Origin of the sequence: Stenotrophomonas sp. PS02289 (assembly GCF_029960115.1) — a bacterium.
Taxonomy (GTDB): Bacteria; Pseudomonadota; Gammaproteobacteria; order Xanthomonadales; family Xanthomonadaceae; genus Stenotrophomonas.
Genome location: NZ_JASCOZ010000013.1, coordinates 18811 through 34423 on the forward strand (window position 1 = coordinate 18811; position 15613 = coordinate 34423).

Consider the following 15613-nt stretch of genomic DNA (forward strand, 5'->3'; position numbering starts at 1 on the left):
CCAGTCACGCAGGGCGTAGCTCTACGCCGAGGTGGGGATTGCGGCGGTGCGTTAACGGAGGCGTGGAAGTGTGACGCATGGCATTGGGCAAAGCAGATGTCGGTCAAGGAATCTGCCACTTCAAACAAATACGAAATCCAATCGCGAACTCCAGCGCTAACGTGCAGCTTCCCTTCCGCATCAGGATGCATCATGCACACCCCTGCCTTGCTGAGTACCGCACTTCTGGTCGCCCTCGCCGGTTCCGCACCGGCGCACGCTGCTTCGTCCCAACAACCGCGCGCCTCTACCGCCGTTGCCAGCGACACCTGGAGTCCCAGCCAGACCTACACCGCCGGTTGTGTGGTGATCTTCCAGGGCCGTTACTTCAAGGCCAAGTGGTGGGCCGATGCCGGCCAGTCCCCGGCGCAGATCGACCCGGCCCAACCCTGGTTGTCACCGTGGGAGGAAGTTGCCGAAACCACGCCCGGTTGTGATGGCAGTGGTGGTACTCCGGTCGACCCCGATCCGGATCCCGACCCGTTGCAACCGGTGCAGATTCCGTTGAGCGCCCTGCGCGCCGACGAGGCCCGGCTGACCGACTTCCCGCTGATGCAGCAGACCCTGGCGTCGATCCGTACCCTGCCCAACGCAGAGGTCGAGGCGGTGCAGCCACTGCGCCCTGCCAACCCGGAGAATGTGCGCCGGGTGGAAGGGCTGGTCAGCAACGAACAATTCGAGTTCCTGTTCCCGCTGCGTGCGCCGGAATACACCTATCGCGGCTTCCTGCAGGCCTTTGCCAAGTTCCCCGCCATCTGTGCCACCTACACCGACGGCCGCGACTCCAACGCGATCTGCCGCAAGACCCTGGCCACCATGGTGGCCCACTTCGCGCAGGAAACCGGCGGCCACGATGCACACAGCGCCATTCCCGAGTGGCGGCAGGCGCTGGTGCATGTGCGTGAGATGGGCTGGAGCGAGGACCGCGCCGATGGCTATGCCGGCGAGTGCAACCCGACCACCTGGCAAGGCCAGACCTGGCCGTGCGGCACCTTTGCCGATGGCCCCAATGCCGGCCGCTACAAGAGTTACTTCGGGCGCGGGGCCAAGCAGCTGTCCTACAACTACAACTACGGGCCGTTCTCGGATGCCATGTTCGGCACCGTGCGCACCCTGCTCGACCGCCCCGATCTGGTTGCCGACACCTGGTTGAATCTGGCCAGTGCGGCGTTCTTCTACATGTATCCGCAGCCGCCCAAGCCGTCGATGATGCATGTGATTGATGGCACCTGGCAGCCGAACGCGCACGATGTCGGTAATGGCCTGGTACCGGGCTTTGGCGTCTCCACGCAGATCATCAACGGCGGCGTCGAATGTGGCGGCAGCGCCGAACATCTGCAGTCGCAGAACCGCATCACCTACTACAAGGCAGCCGCGCAGTACTTCAACGTGCCGGTGCCCGGCAACGAGGTGCTGGGCTGCAAGGGCATGAAGCAGTTTGACGAAGGCGGCGCTGGTGCGCTGCCCATCTACTGGGAAGAAAACTACGACTGGGTGCCGGGGAACGTGGGCGGTCGCAGCTATCAGTGCAAGCTGGTGACCTATCAGACCCCGTACTCGGCCTTGAAGCCGGCCGACTACGTGAACTGCGTGATCGACAAATTCCCGAATGTCGAGGTGATTGAGTAACCCGGGATTACGACTTCTTCTTGAGGCTCTCGGCGAACTGCACCTTGAACGCGTCGAAGTCCAGGCCATCGGCCTGGGCTTCGGCATGCGCCGCATCCTTCAACGCATCCGAATACACCAGCCGCACCGGCGTGCCTTGGCGCTCGTGCAGTTCGGCGGCCTGCATGATCAGCGCCAACACACGCGCGGCACTGGTGGTCTGCCCGGCAATGCGGCCGTCCATGCCCAGCACCCATTCGCCGTCGCGGCGAACGACGCCAGCCAGCAGCGTGCGTTGCTGGTCGCGCAGTTCGGCATGCGGTTCCACCGGCGAGGCGTGGGCCTTTTCGCGGTTGGCTTCTTCGATTTCACGGCGCCGGCGCAGGTCGCGGCGCAGCTTGGAGGTGGTCGACATCAGGTACGTCCGGACTGCATCAATGGGGAAAGGATACCGCAGCGCGCCTTGCGAGCCGGTATTCAGGCCGGCTCGGCCAGCAGCGCGCGACGGCGCTCGCAGTAGCGCTCCCAGTACCAGAAGCTGGCCCCGATGGCGAAGAAGCCACCGTAGCCCAGCGCCAGGTGCAGCGGCTGGCTGCTCAGCAGCGGGGAGATCATGCCCGCCACCACCGTGTTGATCATCAACTGCAGGAACATCTGCATCGACGAGGCCAGCCCGCGCTGGTGCGGGTACATGTCCAGCACCGCCAGGGCCAGGATCGGGAAGATCAGCGCCATGCCCACCCCGCCCAGGAAGATCGGCAGCACCGCCCACGGCACTACGATCTGCGGCACCGACAGCACGTAGGCCAGGTTCACCAGCGCCGACACCCCGCACAGTGCGAAGCCGATGCTGACCTGGCGCTGCGCGGTCATGCGCCCGGCCATGCGCCCGGACAGGAACGAGCCGAAGGTCATGCCGCCGATGGTCGGAATGAACAGCCAGGCAAAGCCACCCTCGCCCAGCTTCAGGTGCTGCATCACCAGCACCGGGGCCGAGGCGATGTACAGGAAGATGCCGGAGAAGTTGAACGCCCCCGCCGCGGCCAGCCGCAGCAGCCGCGGGTTGGAGCCCATGCGCACGTAGCTGCGCAGCAGCGGCCCCATCGCCAGCGGGGTGCGCGCCGGCTCCGGGTGGGTTTCCGGCAGCCACTTGCCGGTGGCCAGCAGCAACAGCGCGGCGAAGCTGACCAGGAACCAGAAGATCAACGGCCAGTCGCCGCCACCAAGCAGGATCCAGCCGCCGATGATCGGCGCGATCGCCGGGGCGACACCGAAGATCATCGATACCTGGCTCATCAGCCGCTGCGCGTCGGCACCGTGGTACAGGTCGCGGATGACCGCGCGGCCGACAATCACGCCCACGCCCGCCGACACGCCCTGCAGCGCGCGGAACACCAGCAGCGTGGTCAGGTCGCGCGACAGCGCGCAGCCCACCGAGGCCGCAATGAACACCACCAGCCCGCCCAGAATGACCCGCCGGCGGCCGAACGCGTCCGACAGCGGCCCGTGCGCCAGGCTCATCAACCCGTAGAACAGCAGGTAGACGCTGACCGTCTGCTGCACCGCGACCTGGTCCACCTGCAGGCGCTCGCCGAGCAACAGGAAGGCCGGGAAAATGGTGTCGATCGAAAACGGACCGAACATGGCCAGACCGGCCAGCAGCAGGGCCAGGCGACGCGTGGAGGGTGAGGCGGGTGTCATGGCTGGGTTCCGTCAGCAGCCTGCGCGAGCACAGGCAGGCACCGGCCCAAACCCGGGCGGTGCCTGATGAATACGAGAATCTGCTCATGATAGGCCGTTGCCGCCTCCGGTTCCATGCCCGCGAGGGTGAATGCGTACGGTTCGCAGTCCGCGTTCATCTGCCGTGCGGCCGTTGCGCGGCAGGGCGCTGGGCTATAATCGCCGGGCAACATGGTGGGAGAAGTCGAGGGCGGTTTCATGCCCCCGCTGCCGAAGGCGCAACGCCCGTAATCGCTCAGGCCCGATACCACCCGCAGCAAAACTCTGGAGAGACCGGCCAGTGCCGGCGCCGAAGGGGCACGAAGCGCGCAGCCGCGCGCTTCTAAACTCTCAGGCAAAAGGACAGAGGGGCACCCAGGAAGACCACATGGTCTTCTGAACGTGCGTGCCCACTCTTCCGGAAGCCAGCCATGTCCAACAACACCCCCTCCCTGCGCGAGCTTGAACACAGCCACGCGTTCGTCGAACGCCACATCGGCCCCAACGACGCTGAAATCGCGCAGATGCTCGACGTGGTCGGCCACGCCTCGCTGGACGCACTCACCGACGCCATCGTGCCCGCCTCGATCAAGTCGCCTGCGCCGCTGGCGCTGCCGGAGTCGATGACCGAAGTGGAAGCACTGGCCAAGATCCGCGCCATCGCCGACAAGAACCAGGTGTTCCGCACCTTCATCGGCCAGGGCTACTACGGCACCTTGACCCCGAACGTCATCCTGCGCAACGTGCTGGAAAACCCGGCGTGGTACACCGCCTACACCCCGTACCAGGCCGAGATCTCGCAGGGCCGCATGGAAGCGCTGATCAACTTCCAGACCCTGTGCGCCGACCTCACCGGCATGGAAATCGCCAACGCCTCGCTGCTGGACGAAGCCACCGCCGCCGCGGAAGCGATGACCCTGGCCAAGCGTTCGGCCAAGAGCAAGTCCGACACCTTCTTCGTGCACGACGCCGTGCACCCGCAGACCCTGGAACTGCTGCGCACCCGCGCCGAGCCGCTGGGCATCGTGCTGCGCGTGGGTACCCCGGCTGAAGCGCTGGAAGCCGATGCCTACGGCGTGCTGCTGCAGTACCCGGACACCTTCGGTCACATCGGCGACTACAAGGCGCTGGCCGATGCCGTGCACGGCCGTGGCGGCCTGGTCGCCGTGGCCACCGACCTGCTGGCCCTGACCCTGATCGCCGCCCCCGGCGAATGGGGCGCGGACATCGTGGTCGGCAACAGCCAGCGTTTCGGTGTGCCGTTCGGCTTCGGCGGCCCGCATGCCGCCTTCATGGCCTGCCGTGATGCCTACAAGCGCTCGATGCCGGGCCGCCTGATCGGTGTCTCGATCGACGCCCAGGGCAACCCGGCCTACCGCCTGACCCTGCAGACCCGCGAGCAGCACATCCGCCGCGAGAAGGCCACCTCCAACATCTGCACCGCGCAGGTGCTGCTGGCGGTCATGGCCTCGATGTACGCCGTGTACCACGGCCCGGAAGGCCTGACCCGCATCGCCCGCCGCACCCACCGTCTGGCCGCCATCCTGGCCGCGGCACTGCGCGATGCCGGCGTCAACGTGGGCGAGCACTTCTTCGACACCCTGCACGTCAAGGACATCGACGCCACCGCCATCCATGCCAAGGCCGCCGCTGCCCGCATCAACCTGCGCGCGATCGACAGCGAAGCGGTGGGCATCAGCCTGGACGAAACCACCACCCGCGCCGACATCGTCGCGCTGGGCCAGCTGTTTGGTGCCGTGGTCGACGTGGACGCTCTGGACATCGCCACCGCCGACGCACTGCCGGCCGGCCTGGTGCGTACCAGCGCGTTCCTGACCCACCCGGTGTTCAACACCCACCACAGCGAACACGAACTGCTGCGTTACCTGCGCTCGCTGGCCGACAAGGACCTGGCCATGGATCGCACCATGATCCCGCTGGGCAGCTGCACCATGAAGCTCAATGCCACCGCCGAGATGATTCCGGTGACCTGGCCGGAGTTCGCCAACATCCATCCGCTGGCCCCGGCCGACCAGTCCACCGGTTACAAGGAGCTGATCGACGGCCTGGAAGCGATGCTGGTGGAATGCACCGGCTATGACGCCGTCAGCCTGCAGCCGAACTCCGGCGCGCAGGGCGAGTACGCCGGCCTGCTGGCGATCCGCGCCTACCACCGCTCGCGCGGTGAGAGCCACCGTGACATCTGCCTGATTCCCGATTCCGCGCACGGCACCAACCCGGCTTCGGCGCAGATGTGTGGCATGAAGGTGGTGGTGACCAAGACCGACGCCAACGGCAACGTGGACGTTGAAGACATCCGCGTCAATGCCGAGAAGTACAGCGACCGCCTCGCCGCGCTGATGATCACGTACCCCTCCACCCACGGTGTGTTCGAGGAGGAAGTGGTCGAGATCTGCGAGATCATCCACCAGCACGGTGGCCAGGTGTACACCGACGGTGCCAACATGAACGCCCTGGTCGGCCTGGCCAAGCCGGGCAAGTGGGGTTCGGACGTTTCGCACCTCAACCTGCACAAGACCTTCTGCATTCCGCACGGCGGCGGCGGCCCGGGCGTTGGCCCGTGTGCGGTGAAGTCGCACCTGGCTCCGTTCCTGCCCAAGGTGCTGGGCGGCGAAGGCGACGTTGGCATGGTCAGTGCGGCCAGCTTCGGCAGTGCCTCGATCCTGCCGATCAGCTGGATGTACATCACCCTGATGGGCACCGCCGGTCTGCGCAAGGCCACCCAGGTGGCCCTGCTCAACGCCAACTACATCGCCAAGCGTCTGGCTCCGCACTTCAAGACCCTGTACACCGGCCGCAACGGCCTGGTCGCGCACGAGTGCATCCTGGACGTGCGCCCGCTGGAGAAGACCTCCGGCGTGGTGGCGGAAGATGTGGCCAAGCGCCTGATCGACTTCGGCTTCCATGCACCCACCCTGAGCTTCCCGGTGGCCGGCACGCTGATGGTGGAACCGACCGAAAGCGAGTCGCTGCATGAGCTGGACCGCTTCATCAACGCGATGATCCAGATCCGCGAGGAAATCGCCGCGATTGAAGACGGCCGCCTGGATCGTGAGGACAACCCGCTGAAAAACGCCCCGCACACCGCCACTGCGGTGTCGGGCAGCGAGTGGGAACACGCCTACCCGCGCGAACTGGCCGCCTTCCCGTTGACCAGCCTGAAGCAGCAGAAGTACTGGCCGCCGGTGGCACGCGTGGACAACGTCTACGGCGACAAGAACGTGATGTGCGCTTGCATTCCGATTGATGCGTACAAGGAAGACGAGGGTGTGGCGGTGTAAGGCTGCTGCATTCGTTTGATTGAAAACGGCCCGCGATTGCGGGCCGTTTTTGTTTGCGCGGATGGATCGCGATGACGCGCATGGCGCGTGACTACGCGGGATTCGTGGGATGTCGGTACGCGGCGATGCTGGGATGCTGGGATGCTGGGATGCTGGGATGCCGATACGCCGATACGCCGGGATGCAGGAATGCCGGAATGCCGGGATGCCGGGATGCCGGGATGCCGGGATGCCGGGATGCTGGGATGCTGGGATGCGATGGTAGGGTCGCACGACAGTCGACCGCCGATAGCGGTGATTGGCACGGTGAGGCATGACCTGTGCCGGAAAGGCGCGTCTTCGTTCGAAGGTCATGCCCTAATGCACTGACCAATGATATCGGCGGTCGACTGTCGTGCGACCCTACCGAATCCCCTCCACAGGGGACCTCATGAGTCCTCCGTGCCCCCATACACAAACGGCCCGCATCCGCGGGCCGTTTGTCGTTGAATCATTCGTCGACGCGATTGCGCCTGACCCGCCGCGCGACCTCACTGCTGATCGCGATAAATGCCGTCAGCGCGGCCATCGACAGGAACTGCACCCGGGTCACCTCTTCCGACAGCAGCAGCGCGAAGATCACCGCCAGAATCGCCAGGGCCCCCACGGTGAGGTACGGGTACCCCGCCATCCGGAACGGCAAGCGGGTGCCATCGCGGTTGGCACGGTGGCGCAGGATCAGCTGCGACAGCAACGACATCGTCCACACCAGCAGGCAGGTGGAACCGACGATGTTCAGCAGCACCGGCAGCACCTTGTTCGGGAACATCAGCTCCATCACGGTGGCGGCAAAGCCGAACAGCACACTGGCCAGCACAGCGATGATCGGCACCTGCCGCGGGTCGGTCCAGCCCAGCACGGCCGGTGCTTCGCGGCGCTGGGCCAGCGAGTAGATCATGCGCGACGCGCCATACAGGTTGGCGTTCAACGCCGACAGCAGGGCAATGACCGCGATCAGAGTGATGGCGGTGGCCGCTCCCGGAATCTTCGCCACATCCAGCACCGCGGCGAACGGCGAGCTCAGCGCTTCGCTGTTCCACGGCACCACCGCGATGATGACGGTCAGCGAACCGATGTAGAACACCAGAATGCGCCACGCCACGGTGCGGATGGCACGGGCGATGCTGCGCTCGGGGTCTTCGGTTTCCGCTGCCGCCACGGCGACGATTTCTGTGCCGCCGAAGGCGAACACCACCACCAGCAGGGCCGCGCCGATGCCGGCCAGCCCATTGGGCGCAAAGCCGCCGTGCTGGGTGAAGTTGCTCAGGCCCGGCGAACTCACGTTCGGCAGCCAGCCCATGAGCAGGGCCACACCGATCACGATGAAGCCGATGATCGCCGCCACCTTGAGAATGGCGAACCAGAACTCGAACTCGCCGAAGTTGCGCACGCCCAGCAGATTGATGGCGGTGAAGAACACCATGAACGCCAGCGCCGCCATCGGCGCGGGTATGACCGGCCATACCGTGGCCAGCAATCCTGCGGCACCGACCGCCTCGGCGGCGATGACGATGACCAGCTGCACCCACCACAGCCAGCCGACGGTGGCTCCGGCGGTCGCGCCCATGGCGTCGGCAGCGTAGACCGAGAACGCGCCGCTGGTGGGCTTGGCTGCGGCCATTTCGCCCAGCGCGTTCATGACGATGATGACCAGCGTGCCGGCCAGCAGGTAAGAGAGCAGCACGGCCGGGCCGGCGGCTTTGACGCCCACCCCCGAGCCCAGGAACAGGCCCGCGCCGATGGCGCTGCCCAGTCCCATCATGATGAGCTGGCGGGGTTTGAGCGCGTGGCCCAAGGGGGCGTTGGACGAAGCAGGTGCAGCCGGAGTCTGGGATGCGGGCATCGGAAGTCGAAGGCGGGCAACAGGTGCGACACGATACCGTGTATGAAGCACCGGCGGGATAGGCCGAAAGCCCACCCCGCAGTCGGATCAGTCCGTGCCGGCGTCGTCGGCGCGCCCGGACACCTGCGCCCGATAGGCCCGGGGCGACACCCCCACTTCGGCCTTGAACTTGCGGGTGAACGCGCTCTGGTCGGTGAAACCGCAGGCCTGGCCTACGCTGGCGATGCTTTCGCTGCCATGCAGCAAATGCATCGCCATCTGGATGCGCAGTCGGGTCAGCACCTGCTGCGGGGTCATCTGGAACACTTTGCGGAAGCTGCGCTCCAGCTTGGACAGCGAGAATCCGGTGATGTCGAGCAAGGTCTGCATGCGGACGTTTTCGGCGTAATGCGCGTTCAGATGCGCGAGCGCCAGCCGCAGTTGTTCGTACTGGGTACCCAGGCTGTCCTTCTGGCCCAGGTCGCGCGAGATGCCGATCACCCCCTCGATGCGCCCGTCCACCCGCAGCGGCCGCTTGCAGGTCAGGCACCAACCCGGTTCGCGGTTGGCGAACAGGTGCAGCTCCATCAGGTTCTCGATCACCTGGCCGCCCAGCACCTGCGCGTCCTGGGTGGCGTAGTCCGCACTGAGCCCGGTCGGATAGATCTCGGCCGCGGTGCGCCCGATGATTTCCTTGCGCGAGCGCAGCCCCAGCCGGCGCAGCATGGTCTGGTTGATGTAGGTGTAGCGCCCCTCGCGGTCCTTCATGAAGAACAGCACGTCGGGAATGGCATCAAACAGGGCTTCGATGTCGGCAGGTTCGACGCGCATGCGGCAGCGGGCGGCGGAAACGGAACCAGAAGGATACCGCCGATGTCGCTTGTCACCCAGCACCATGCCGTCCGATGTGAAGCACAGGTGCAAGCACCCGGGCAATCACCCACCCGCGATTAACGCCCCTGCCGCGAAGGTGAAGCGATTCCCCCGCCAGCCCGGAGTGCCTCTCATGGCCGCCAGCAAGCCCCGCAGCAAGCCCGCCCCCAAGCGCAGTCCCGCCCCCGCCGCCGAGGTACGCGGCAATGCCGACGAACTTCACCAGCGCGCCGGCAGCGGCCACCCGGTGCTGACCACCAACCAGGGCATCCCGGTCGGCGACAACCAGAACTCGCTGCGCCCTACCCCGCGCGGGCCGACCCTGCTGGAAGACTTCATCCTGCGCGAGAAGATCACCCACTTCGACCACGAGCGCATTCCCGAGCGCATCGTGCACGCGCGCGGCAGCGCCGCACATGGCTACTTCGAGCTGACCCGCTCGTTGCACGAATTCACCCGCGCCCGCGTGCTCACCGAGGTCGGCGTGCGCACGCCCGTGTTCACCCGCTTCTCCACCGTGGCCGGCGGGGCCGGCTCGGTGGACACCCCGCGCGACGTGCGCGGCTTCGCGGTGAAGTTCTATACCCGTGAGGGCAACTGGGACCTGGTGGGCAACAACATCCCGGTGTTCTTCATCCAGGACGCGATGAAGTTCCCCGACCTGGTGCACTCGGTGAAGATGGAGCCGGATCGTGGCTACCCGCAGGCCGGCAGCGCGCATGACACCTTCTGGGATTTCATCTCGCTGATGCCCGAAGCCATGCACATGATCATGTGGGCGATGAGCGATCGTGGCATTCCGCGCTCGCTGCGGATGATGGAAGGCTTTGGCGTGCACAGCTTCCGCCTGCTCAACGACGCCGGCGAGTCCACCTTCGTCAAATTCCACTGGCGGCCGAAGCTGGGCATCCAGTCCACGGTGTGGGACGAGGCGCTGAAGTTGCAGGCCGCCGACAACGACTTCCATCGCCGCGACCTGTTCGAGGCGATCACCGCCGGCGACTTCCCCGAGTGGGAGCTGGCCGTGCAGTTGTTCAGCGAGGATGACGCCGCCGGCTTCCCGTTCGACCACCTGGACCCGACCAAGATCATTCCCGAATCGCTGGTACCGCTGACCGTGATCGGGCGCATGGTGCTGGACCGCTGGCCGGACAACTTCTTCGCCGAGACCGAGCAGGTGGCGTACTGCCCCGCCAACGTGCCGCCCGGCATCGACTTCAGCAATGACCCACTGCTGCAGGGCCGGCTGTTCTCCTACCTGGACACGCAGTTGAGTCGCCTCGGCGGCCCGAACTTCAACCAGATTCCGGTCAACGCCCCGAAGTGCCCGTTCGCCAACCACCAGCGCGACGGCCACATGCAGATGCAGGTGCCCAAGGGCCGCGTGGCCTACGACCCCAGCTCGCTGCAGGACGACAGCCCGCGCGAAAGTGCCGACGGCTTCCCCAGCCACGCGAGCCCGGCCGACGATGGCAACAAGGGCCGCGTGCGCCCTGAAAGCTTTTCCGACCATTACAGCCAGGCGCGACTGTTCTTCCGCAGCCTGGAGGCGCCGGAGCAGGCGCATCTGGCCTCCGCGCTGGTGTTTGAGCTTTCGAAGGTGGAGACCGCCAAGGTCCGCGAGCGCACCGTGAGCCACCTGCGCAACATCGACGACAAGCTGGCCCAGCGCGTGGCCGACGGCCTCGGCATGACCGCCCTGCCCGACCCCGCCCCCACCGCCACGCCCGCGCAGGATCTGCCCAAGGCCCCGGAAGTGCGCATCATCGGGCGCACCAAGGACACCCTGAAGGGCCGCGCGATTGGCATCCTGTTCGATGAAGGCTCCGACGCCGGCATTCTCAACACCCTGCGCAAGGCCGCCGAGAAGGCCGGTGCCACAGTGAAGCTGGTTGCCCCCAAGCTGGGCGGCGGCAAGCTCAGCGACGGCAAGCGCCAGGCCGCCGATGGCCAACTGGCCGGAACACCTTCGGTGGTATTCGATGCCGTGGCGGTAGTACTGAGCGCCGAGGCCGGCAAACGCCTCAGCAAAGAAGCGGCGGCGATTGATTTCGTCAGCTTCGCCTGGGCCCATCTGAAGGCGATCGCCGCTGACGAAGGCGGACAAGCCCTGCTGAAGACCGCCCGCGTAGGCAACGATGCGGGCATCGTGGAAGCCGAAGACGCAAAGGCCTTCCTCACCGCCGCCGCCACCCGCCAATGGGCGCGAGAGCCCAAGCTGCGCACGCTGGCATAACCCGAGGAGACACGACATGCCTGTGGGAGACAAATCCAGCTACACCGACAAGCAGAAGCGCCAAGCCGCTCATATTGAAGAAAGCGAGAAGAAGCAGGGACGCAGCGAGAAGACCGCCGAGCGCATCGCCTGGGCAACAGTGAACAAACAGGACGGCGGCGGCAAGAAAAAGAAATGATCGTCGACGGCCTCTGCTCGTGCGCGGTGACCTGCGATGGTGTGCGGCGGTAGCGTCGGTCGACAGACGACGGCCGATAACAACCCAACATTCTCTAACGCATGACCATAGAACAGAAACAAACCACGGGGTGCCGAACAACCCGGCACCCCGCGGACCGGCCAACAGCCGGCGCTACCGGTTAACACTCCTTGAGCGCAGTGGCCTTATCCACCACCAACGTCACCTTTTCATCGCCCGGGATCACCTCCAACACGGTGCCCACATCGATCCGCAGCCGGGTCAACCACATCCCGCGCAGCTTGATGCACGGCACCTGCTCCTCCCCGTACTTGTCCTTAGACCCGGGGTAATTGACCGCCTGCACCTTGAGCCGCTTCGGCACATGCCAATGCAGCACCTTCGGACGGCTCTTGCTGCCGTCGCGCCCATCTGAACCAGAATCGTCTTTCATGAAACGTCCTCATGGCTTGCATGTTCCCCGCCGGGATGGCGGGGATATCGGGAGGCTGAAATCCGTAAACAGACCAAACACGGAGTGACGTTTTCCCCGGGGGTGTTGTATTGCGCCACCCTCCCGATGCAGGACGTCCATCTTTCATTTCGGTCTGTTAGGAGATTTCAGTCTCCGATGCACACCATGCGCGATGACGCACGCAAATTGATCTAGGAATTGTTGCGATGATACGGAACAAAAATTGACAGCGGCGCGCCTTGCGACCCGATCAGCACGGAACGGCGCTTTTGGCACGAAATTGTGACTTCATTGCGCCACGCCCGTCGCTGCTGGCACATATCCGCCAATCTTATGACGCTCGATCACGCTGTCACCCGGCAGCCCAACTCCCATCGACTCAGCTCTTCAGTGACGCAACCGCCCTCTACTGCGTCAAGCGAATACAACATCCGCGATCTGAGAGAGTTCCTTGTGATGCTTCGGCTGATCCGGCTGAACGATGTCGTCATAGATCTTCAGCACCAGCGCCTTGACCAGATCGGTCTTTGACAACTGCGCTTGGTCACGCACTCGCTCGAACCGACTGTCGGTGACATCGCTCAACTTCATGGACAGACGCTTCTTTGGCATGGCGACAGGCTTGAGCAGATCGGATGGGCCCTGCATCAGGCCGACGAGCTCGCGCGCATCGTCCTCTCCAGAGGCGTAGCGATTGACGTAGTAGACCAGCAACTGCTTCCGGAACTCAGGGCTGGGGTGTTCTGTCACGCGTACGATCGCAGCATCCAGTGCATCTACGAAGCTGGCAGGAACATTGACCTCCAGCGACCGCTCCACACGTTTACGGGCCGCGGCAATGGCAGGCGTAGATTGTGCGGGGATAAGGATCGCATCACCACAGACCTCGCAGGCACCGACCAGGACGTTATGTGCGACCCCGTTGCCATCTCTGAACGGAACGTCCTGATGAACGAAGGTTACCGTCACGCGACCGTCCCTGTGGCAGAGGGCGCTCTTCCTGTCGCCCGGCATGAAGAACTTCATGTGTATGCCCCATTGATCACTGATGAACGCTGATGAAGGTGGTGTCGGGATCAAAGTAGAACTTGACGTACCAACTACGGCAGACGATTACGTGCACGAGAATGTCGGCATCTTGGTGGTGAGGGCTGGAGTGATGGTCACTGCCACCGCTCTTCCTCAACACCTCCGCCACCTCAGCGGCGCTGACCTTGCCAACCTGAAGCAGGTTCTTGTCTTCGATGTCCGCACGTCCCTCGTGCGAGTAGTCGCCGGAAAGCAGAGAAACGAGCACCTTACGTTTGATCTCAGCAAACCCCAGCTTGGCGGCCATCTTATACGATACCTTTCGTACAGTCAATCAGCGGTGGATTGGGGGGGGCGAGCTCCCACCGACCTCGAATGGCGCGATCTTCACTCGGACGTTCGCGCGACACCCACCTCGCGCATACCAAACCACGCTTGAGCCGTAGCGGCTTGCAACAATCGCTCACTTGAGCAGCACGGTACTGCGGGGGCCGGCGAGAAACGACCGAGGTCGAGCGACGTTCCATTCCGCAACAACCTGGGCACGCGGCCATCCGGCTGACCCCGCCCCTCAACCGCAGCATCCACACGGCTAGTCCGAAGGGTTGGCTTCGCTAAACGGCGAATCATGTACGGATGGCCGCCCTTGCCATACAGTGAGTTCATCAACAGCCCGCCGCGATGCTTTGATGGTCTGCGAAATGACGACGGACTCAGCGCAATCGCCCCGCCACCCCAAGGGTGAATTCCGCGGCACGACTGCGTGCACCTTGAGCCTGATTCGACGGTCAGTTATCGACACGATCTCAACTGAACCGGACTCCGCGCGACCGTAGCACCCTCGCTTTCCCGCGAACGCCGCACTTCCCTCGCTGAAGAAGACCCCGACCTTTCCGTTCTCCGTCAGAAGTATGTCGCCAACGGCAATGGCCGCTGGAAGCCGGATTGTCAGCTTCCGATAAGTGGAGCTGTCAATATTCCACGACCGGCGATAGCGGTGTTCGGCGACTACGATTCCGTCGCCCGGCGTAACGCGGTGACAGGCGAACTGAAGTTCCCGGGTGCCAACCTCAAGACACTGCGGCGATATCGCGACTGCATCGCGGACGTAGACTGTCGTTTTCCGGCTGGCGACAGCTGTGCAAGGTGCCAGAAATACGGCGACCGTTGCCACCATGAGAAGTCGATTGCAGCCTGCTATACGCCATTGCACAGCGATTCACTCCTTTGTCTCTTCAGGAATGGACCAGTACCAAACCTGCTGGCCGATCTCGTCGATAAGCAACGCGTACGGGCGAACTGAGGGCTCACGACCAAGGTCGCTACAACGGTAGGCTCTGCCGGGTATCGGTGGCGACGCCCCCTTGCCTCCGGTGAGCGCCTCCGGCCACCATCCGGCGATGCGCCGGGTCTGGCGCGCGGGCGGCAAGGGGACATTGCGGTCGACCACACAGCGCTGAATCAGGTTTTCCGGTATCGATCCGCTCAGCCTATGGCCGATCCATACCTCATTGGAATCAAGGTTGTGCGATTCCACGATGTCGGTTGCGTCTGCGGGGATATCTGCGGGCAGCCAGCCCCGTACGAAAGCCCCATCGCGCTCGGCATCGGCGCGGGTTGGGTACTGGCGTGTCTGAGACTCGCCTGGGACTTCCACGCAGGAACAGAGAGCGCTGATCGCAATCAGCACAAGCGCTCTAACCCTCAAGGGCCGTCCCTCTTCTCGGCCGCTTCCAATACTGCGTCCCATCCAAACTCCTTCTCCAAGGCCTCTCGCACCAACCCACTGATGGCGAAGCGCGACGTGTTCCGGTGCACATCGATGCCTTCGGGACGAAACTCGTCGCGCAGGCCAAGCGTCTCCGCACGCCTCATCTTCTGATGCTCGTCGATGAGCAGAGCTCGCCGATGGCGTTTCATCAGGAGTCGGAAGTCCTTCCTGGTCGCAATGCCGAAGTGATCCAGCTCTGGAACCAGGTCCTCGGCGGTACATCCGGCATAGTCGTGGTTCTTCGTAAACAGCGATAACACCACCTTCCGGACATACTGGGACGTCAGCGGTTCGTTGTCGCGGATTGACCTGGCGCTTTTCTTTTGCATTCGATGATCTCAATCATGCTCATTTCAATGCGGCTCTTCAAATGCGCCGTCTTCGGTTGGGTATCCCTGCCCCCCAGCAGAATCCAACCGCAGAAATGAGTCCGATGACAGCCCCATGCATCGCAGTGCGACCCGCTGACTGCAGGGCTACCGCTAGCGCATACCCCTGATCCAGCATCTGAGGCCAGTAATT

At 64.4% G+C, this 15613-nt stretch carries 13 protein-coding genes and 1 riboswitch; of the genes, 4 read left to right on the forward strand and 9 right to left on the reverse strand.

All coding sequences use genetic code 11. The annotated features are described in order from the left end of the window. The first annotated feature begins 192 nt into the window (after nt 1-192). Nucleotides 193-1668 carry a glycoside hydrolase family 19 protein gene (locus tag QMX83_RS03430; RefSeq protein WP_282295245.1) on the forward strand — a complete coding sequence of 492 codons (1476 nt, stop codon included), beginning with the start codon at nt 193-195 and terminating at the stop codon, nt 1666-1668. A 7-nt stretch (nt 1669-1675) separates the two neighbouring features. Here QMX83_RS03430 and QMX83_RS03435 read toward each other — a convergent pair whose 3' ends face one another. Further along, on the reverse strand, nt 1676-2062 hold the full coding sequence (locus tag QMX83_RS03435; protein WP_282295246.1) for a hypothetical protein: 387 nt from the start codon (nt 2060-2062) through the stop codon (nt 1676-1678). Between the two features lie 62 nt (nt 2063-2124). After that, nucleotides 2125-3348: a multidrug effflux MFS transporter gene (locus QMX83_RS03440; protein ID WP_282295247.1), complete on the reverse strand. Its 1224-nt coding sequence runs from the start codon at nt 3346-3348 to the stop codon at nt 2125-2127. Between the two features lie 293 nt (nt 3349-3641). Beyond that, nucleotides 3642-3743: riboswitch (glycine riboswitch) on the forward strand. Nucleotides 3744-3797: 54 nt separating this feature from the next. On the opposite strand from QMX83_RS03440, the gene gcvP reads away from it, so the two are divergent. Further along, on the forward strand, nt 3798-6668 hold the full coding sequence (gcvP, locus tag QMX83_RS03445) for an aminomethyl-transferring glycine dehydrogenase (protein ID WP_282295248.1): 2871 nt from the start codon (nt 3798-3800) through the stop codon (nt 6666-6668). Between the two features lie 490 nt (nt 6669-7158). Here the strand turns inward: gcvP and QMX83_RS03450 are convergent, their stop codons facing one another. Further along, nucleotides 7159-8550 carry an amino acid permease gene (locus QMX83_RS03450; protein WP_282295249.1) on the reverse strand — a complete coding sequence of 464 codons (1392 nt, stop codon included), beginning with the start codon at nt 8548-8550 and terminating at the stop codon, nt 7159-7161. 87 nt (nt 8551-8637) lie between these two features. Beyond that, complete coding sequence (locus tag QMX83_RS03455) at nt 8638-9360, reverse strand: AraC family transcriptional regulator (protein WP_282295250.1); 723 nt, start codon at nt 9358-9360, stop codon at nt 8638-8640. A 175-nt stretch (nt 9361-9535) separates the two neighbouring features. Between QMX83_RS03455 and QMX83_RS03460 the strand changes: the two genes are divergently transcribed. Together QMX83_RS03460 and QMX83_RS03465 are read left to right on the forward strand one after the other, a co-directional pair. Continuing rightward, entirely contained in the window at nt 9536-11638 is a 2103-nt protein-coding gene (locus tag QMX83_RS03460) for a catalase (RefSeq protein ID WP_282295251.1), read from the forward strand. A gap of 16 nt (nt 11639-11654) precedes the next feature. Beyond that, a complete protein-coding gene (locus tag QMX83_RS03465) occupies nt 11655-11816 on the forward strand; it encodes a hypothetical protein (protein ID WP_282295269.1) in 162 nt (53 codons plus the stop codon). A gap of 181 nt (nt 11817-11997) precedes the next feature. On the opposite strand, the gene QMX83_RS03470 is transcribed toward QMX83_RS03465, so the two are convergent. The 5 genes from QMX83_RS03470 to QMX83_RS03490 all read right to left on the reverse strand — a co-directional run bounded on the left by QMX83_RS03470 (nt 11998) and on the right by QMX83_RS03490 (nt 15420). Then, entirely contained in the window at nt 11998-12270 is a 273-nt protein-coding gene (locus QMX83_RS03470; protein WP_282295252.1) for a hypothetical protein, read from the reverse strand. A gap of 435 nt (nt 12271-12705) precedes the next feature. After that, nucleotides 12706-13317, reverse strand: coding sequence for a hypothetical protein (locus QMX83_RS03475; protein WP_282295253.1), 612 nt, complete (start codon nt 13315-13317; stop codon nt 12706-12708). Between the two features lie 16 nt (nt 13318-13333). Continuing rightward, entirely contained in the window at nt 13334-13627 is a 294-nt protein-coding gene (locus tag QMX83_RS03480) for a hypothetical protein (protein ID WP_282295254.1), read from the reverse strand. Nucleotides 13628-14539: 912 nt separating this feature from the next. Further along, nucleotides 14540-15010: a hypothetical protein gene (locus tag QMX83_RS03485; protein WP_282295255.1), complete on the reverse strand. Its 471-nt coding sequence runs from the start codon at nt 15008-15010 to the stop codon at nt 14540-14542. A 14-nt stretch (nt 15011-15024) separates the two neighbouring features. After that, a complete protein-coding gene (locus QMX83_RS03490) occupies nt 15025-15420 on the reverse strand; it encodes a hypothetical protein (protein ID WP_282295256.1) in 396 nt (131 codons plus the stop codon). Between the last annotated feature and the right edge of the window lie 193 nt (nt 15421-15613).

Bases quoted from the DNA above. Each gene is read 5' to 3' on its own strand.
- QMX83_RS03435 (WP_282295246.1), bottom strand. From the start codon at position 2,062: ATGTCGACCACCTCCAAGCTGCGCCGCGACCTGCGCCGGCGCCGTGAA.
- QMX83_RS03475 (WP_282295253.1), bottom strand. From the start codon at position 13,317: ATGAAGTTCTTCATGCCGGGCGACAGGAAGAGCGCCCTCTGCCACAGG.
- gcvP (WP_282295248.1), top strand. From the start codon at position 3,798: ATGTCCAACAACACCCCCTCCCTGCGCGAGCTTGAACACAGCCACGCG.
- QMX83_RS03470 (WP_282295252.1), bottom strand. From the start codon at position 12,270: ATGAAAGACGATTCTGGTTCAGATGGGCGCGACGGCAGCAAGAGCCGT.
- QMX83_RS03440 (WP_282295247.1), bottom strand. From the start codon at position 3,348: ATGACACCCGCCTCACCCTCCACGCGTCGCCTGGCCCTGCTGCTGGCC.
- QMX83_RS03460 (WP_282295251.1), top strand. From the start codon at position 9,536: ATGGCCGCCAGCAAGCCCCGCAGCAAGCCCGCCCCCAAGCGCAGTCCC.
- QMX83_RS03430 (WP_282295245.1), top strand. From the start codon at position 193: ATGCACACCCCTGCCTTGCTGAGTACCGCACTTCTGGTCGCCCTCGCC.
- QMX83_RS03450 (WP_282295249.1), bottom strand. From the start codon at position 8,550: ATGCCCGCATCCCAGACTCCGGCTGCACCTGCTTCGTCCAACGCCCCC.
- QMX83_RS03490 (WP_282295256.1), bottom strand. From the start codon at position 15,420: ATGCAAAAGAAAAGCGCCAGGTCAATCCGCGACAACGAACCGCTGACG.
- QMX83_RS03465 (WP_282295269.1), top strand. From the start codon at position 11,655: ATGCCTGTGGGAGACAAATCCAGCTACACCGACAAGCAGAAGCGCCAA.
- QMX83_RS03455 (WP_282295250.1), bottom strand. From the start codon at position 9,360: ATGCGCGTCGAACCTGCCGACATCGAAGCCCTGTTTGATGCCATTCCC.
- QMX83_RS03480 (WP_282295254.1), bottom strand. From the start codon at position 13,627: ATGGCCGCCAAGCTGGGGTTTGCTGAGATCAAACGTAAGGTGCTCGTT.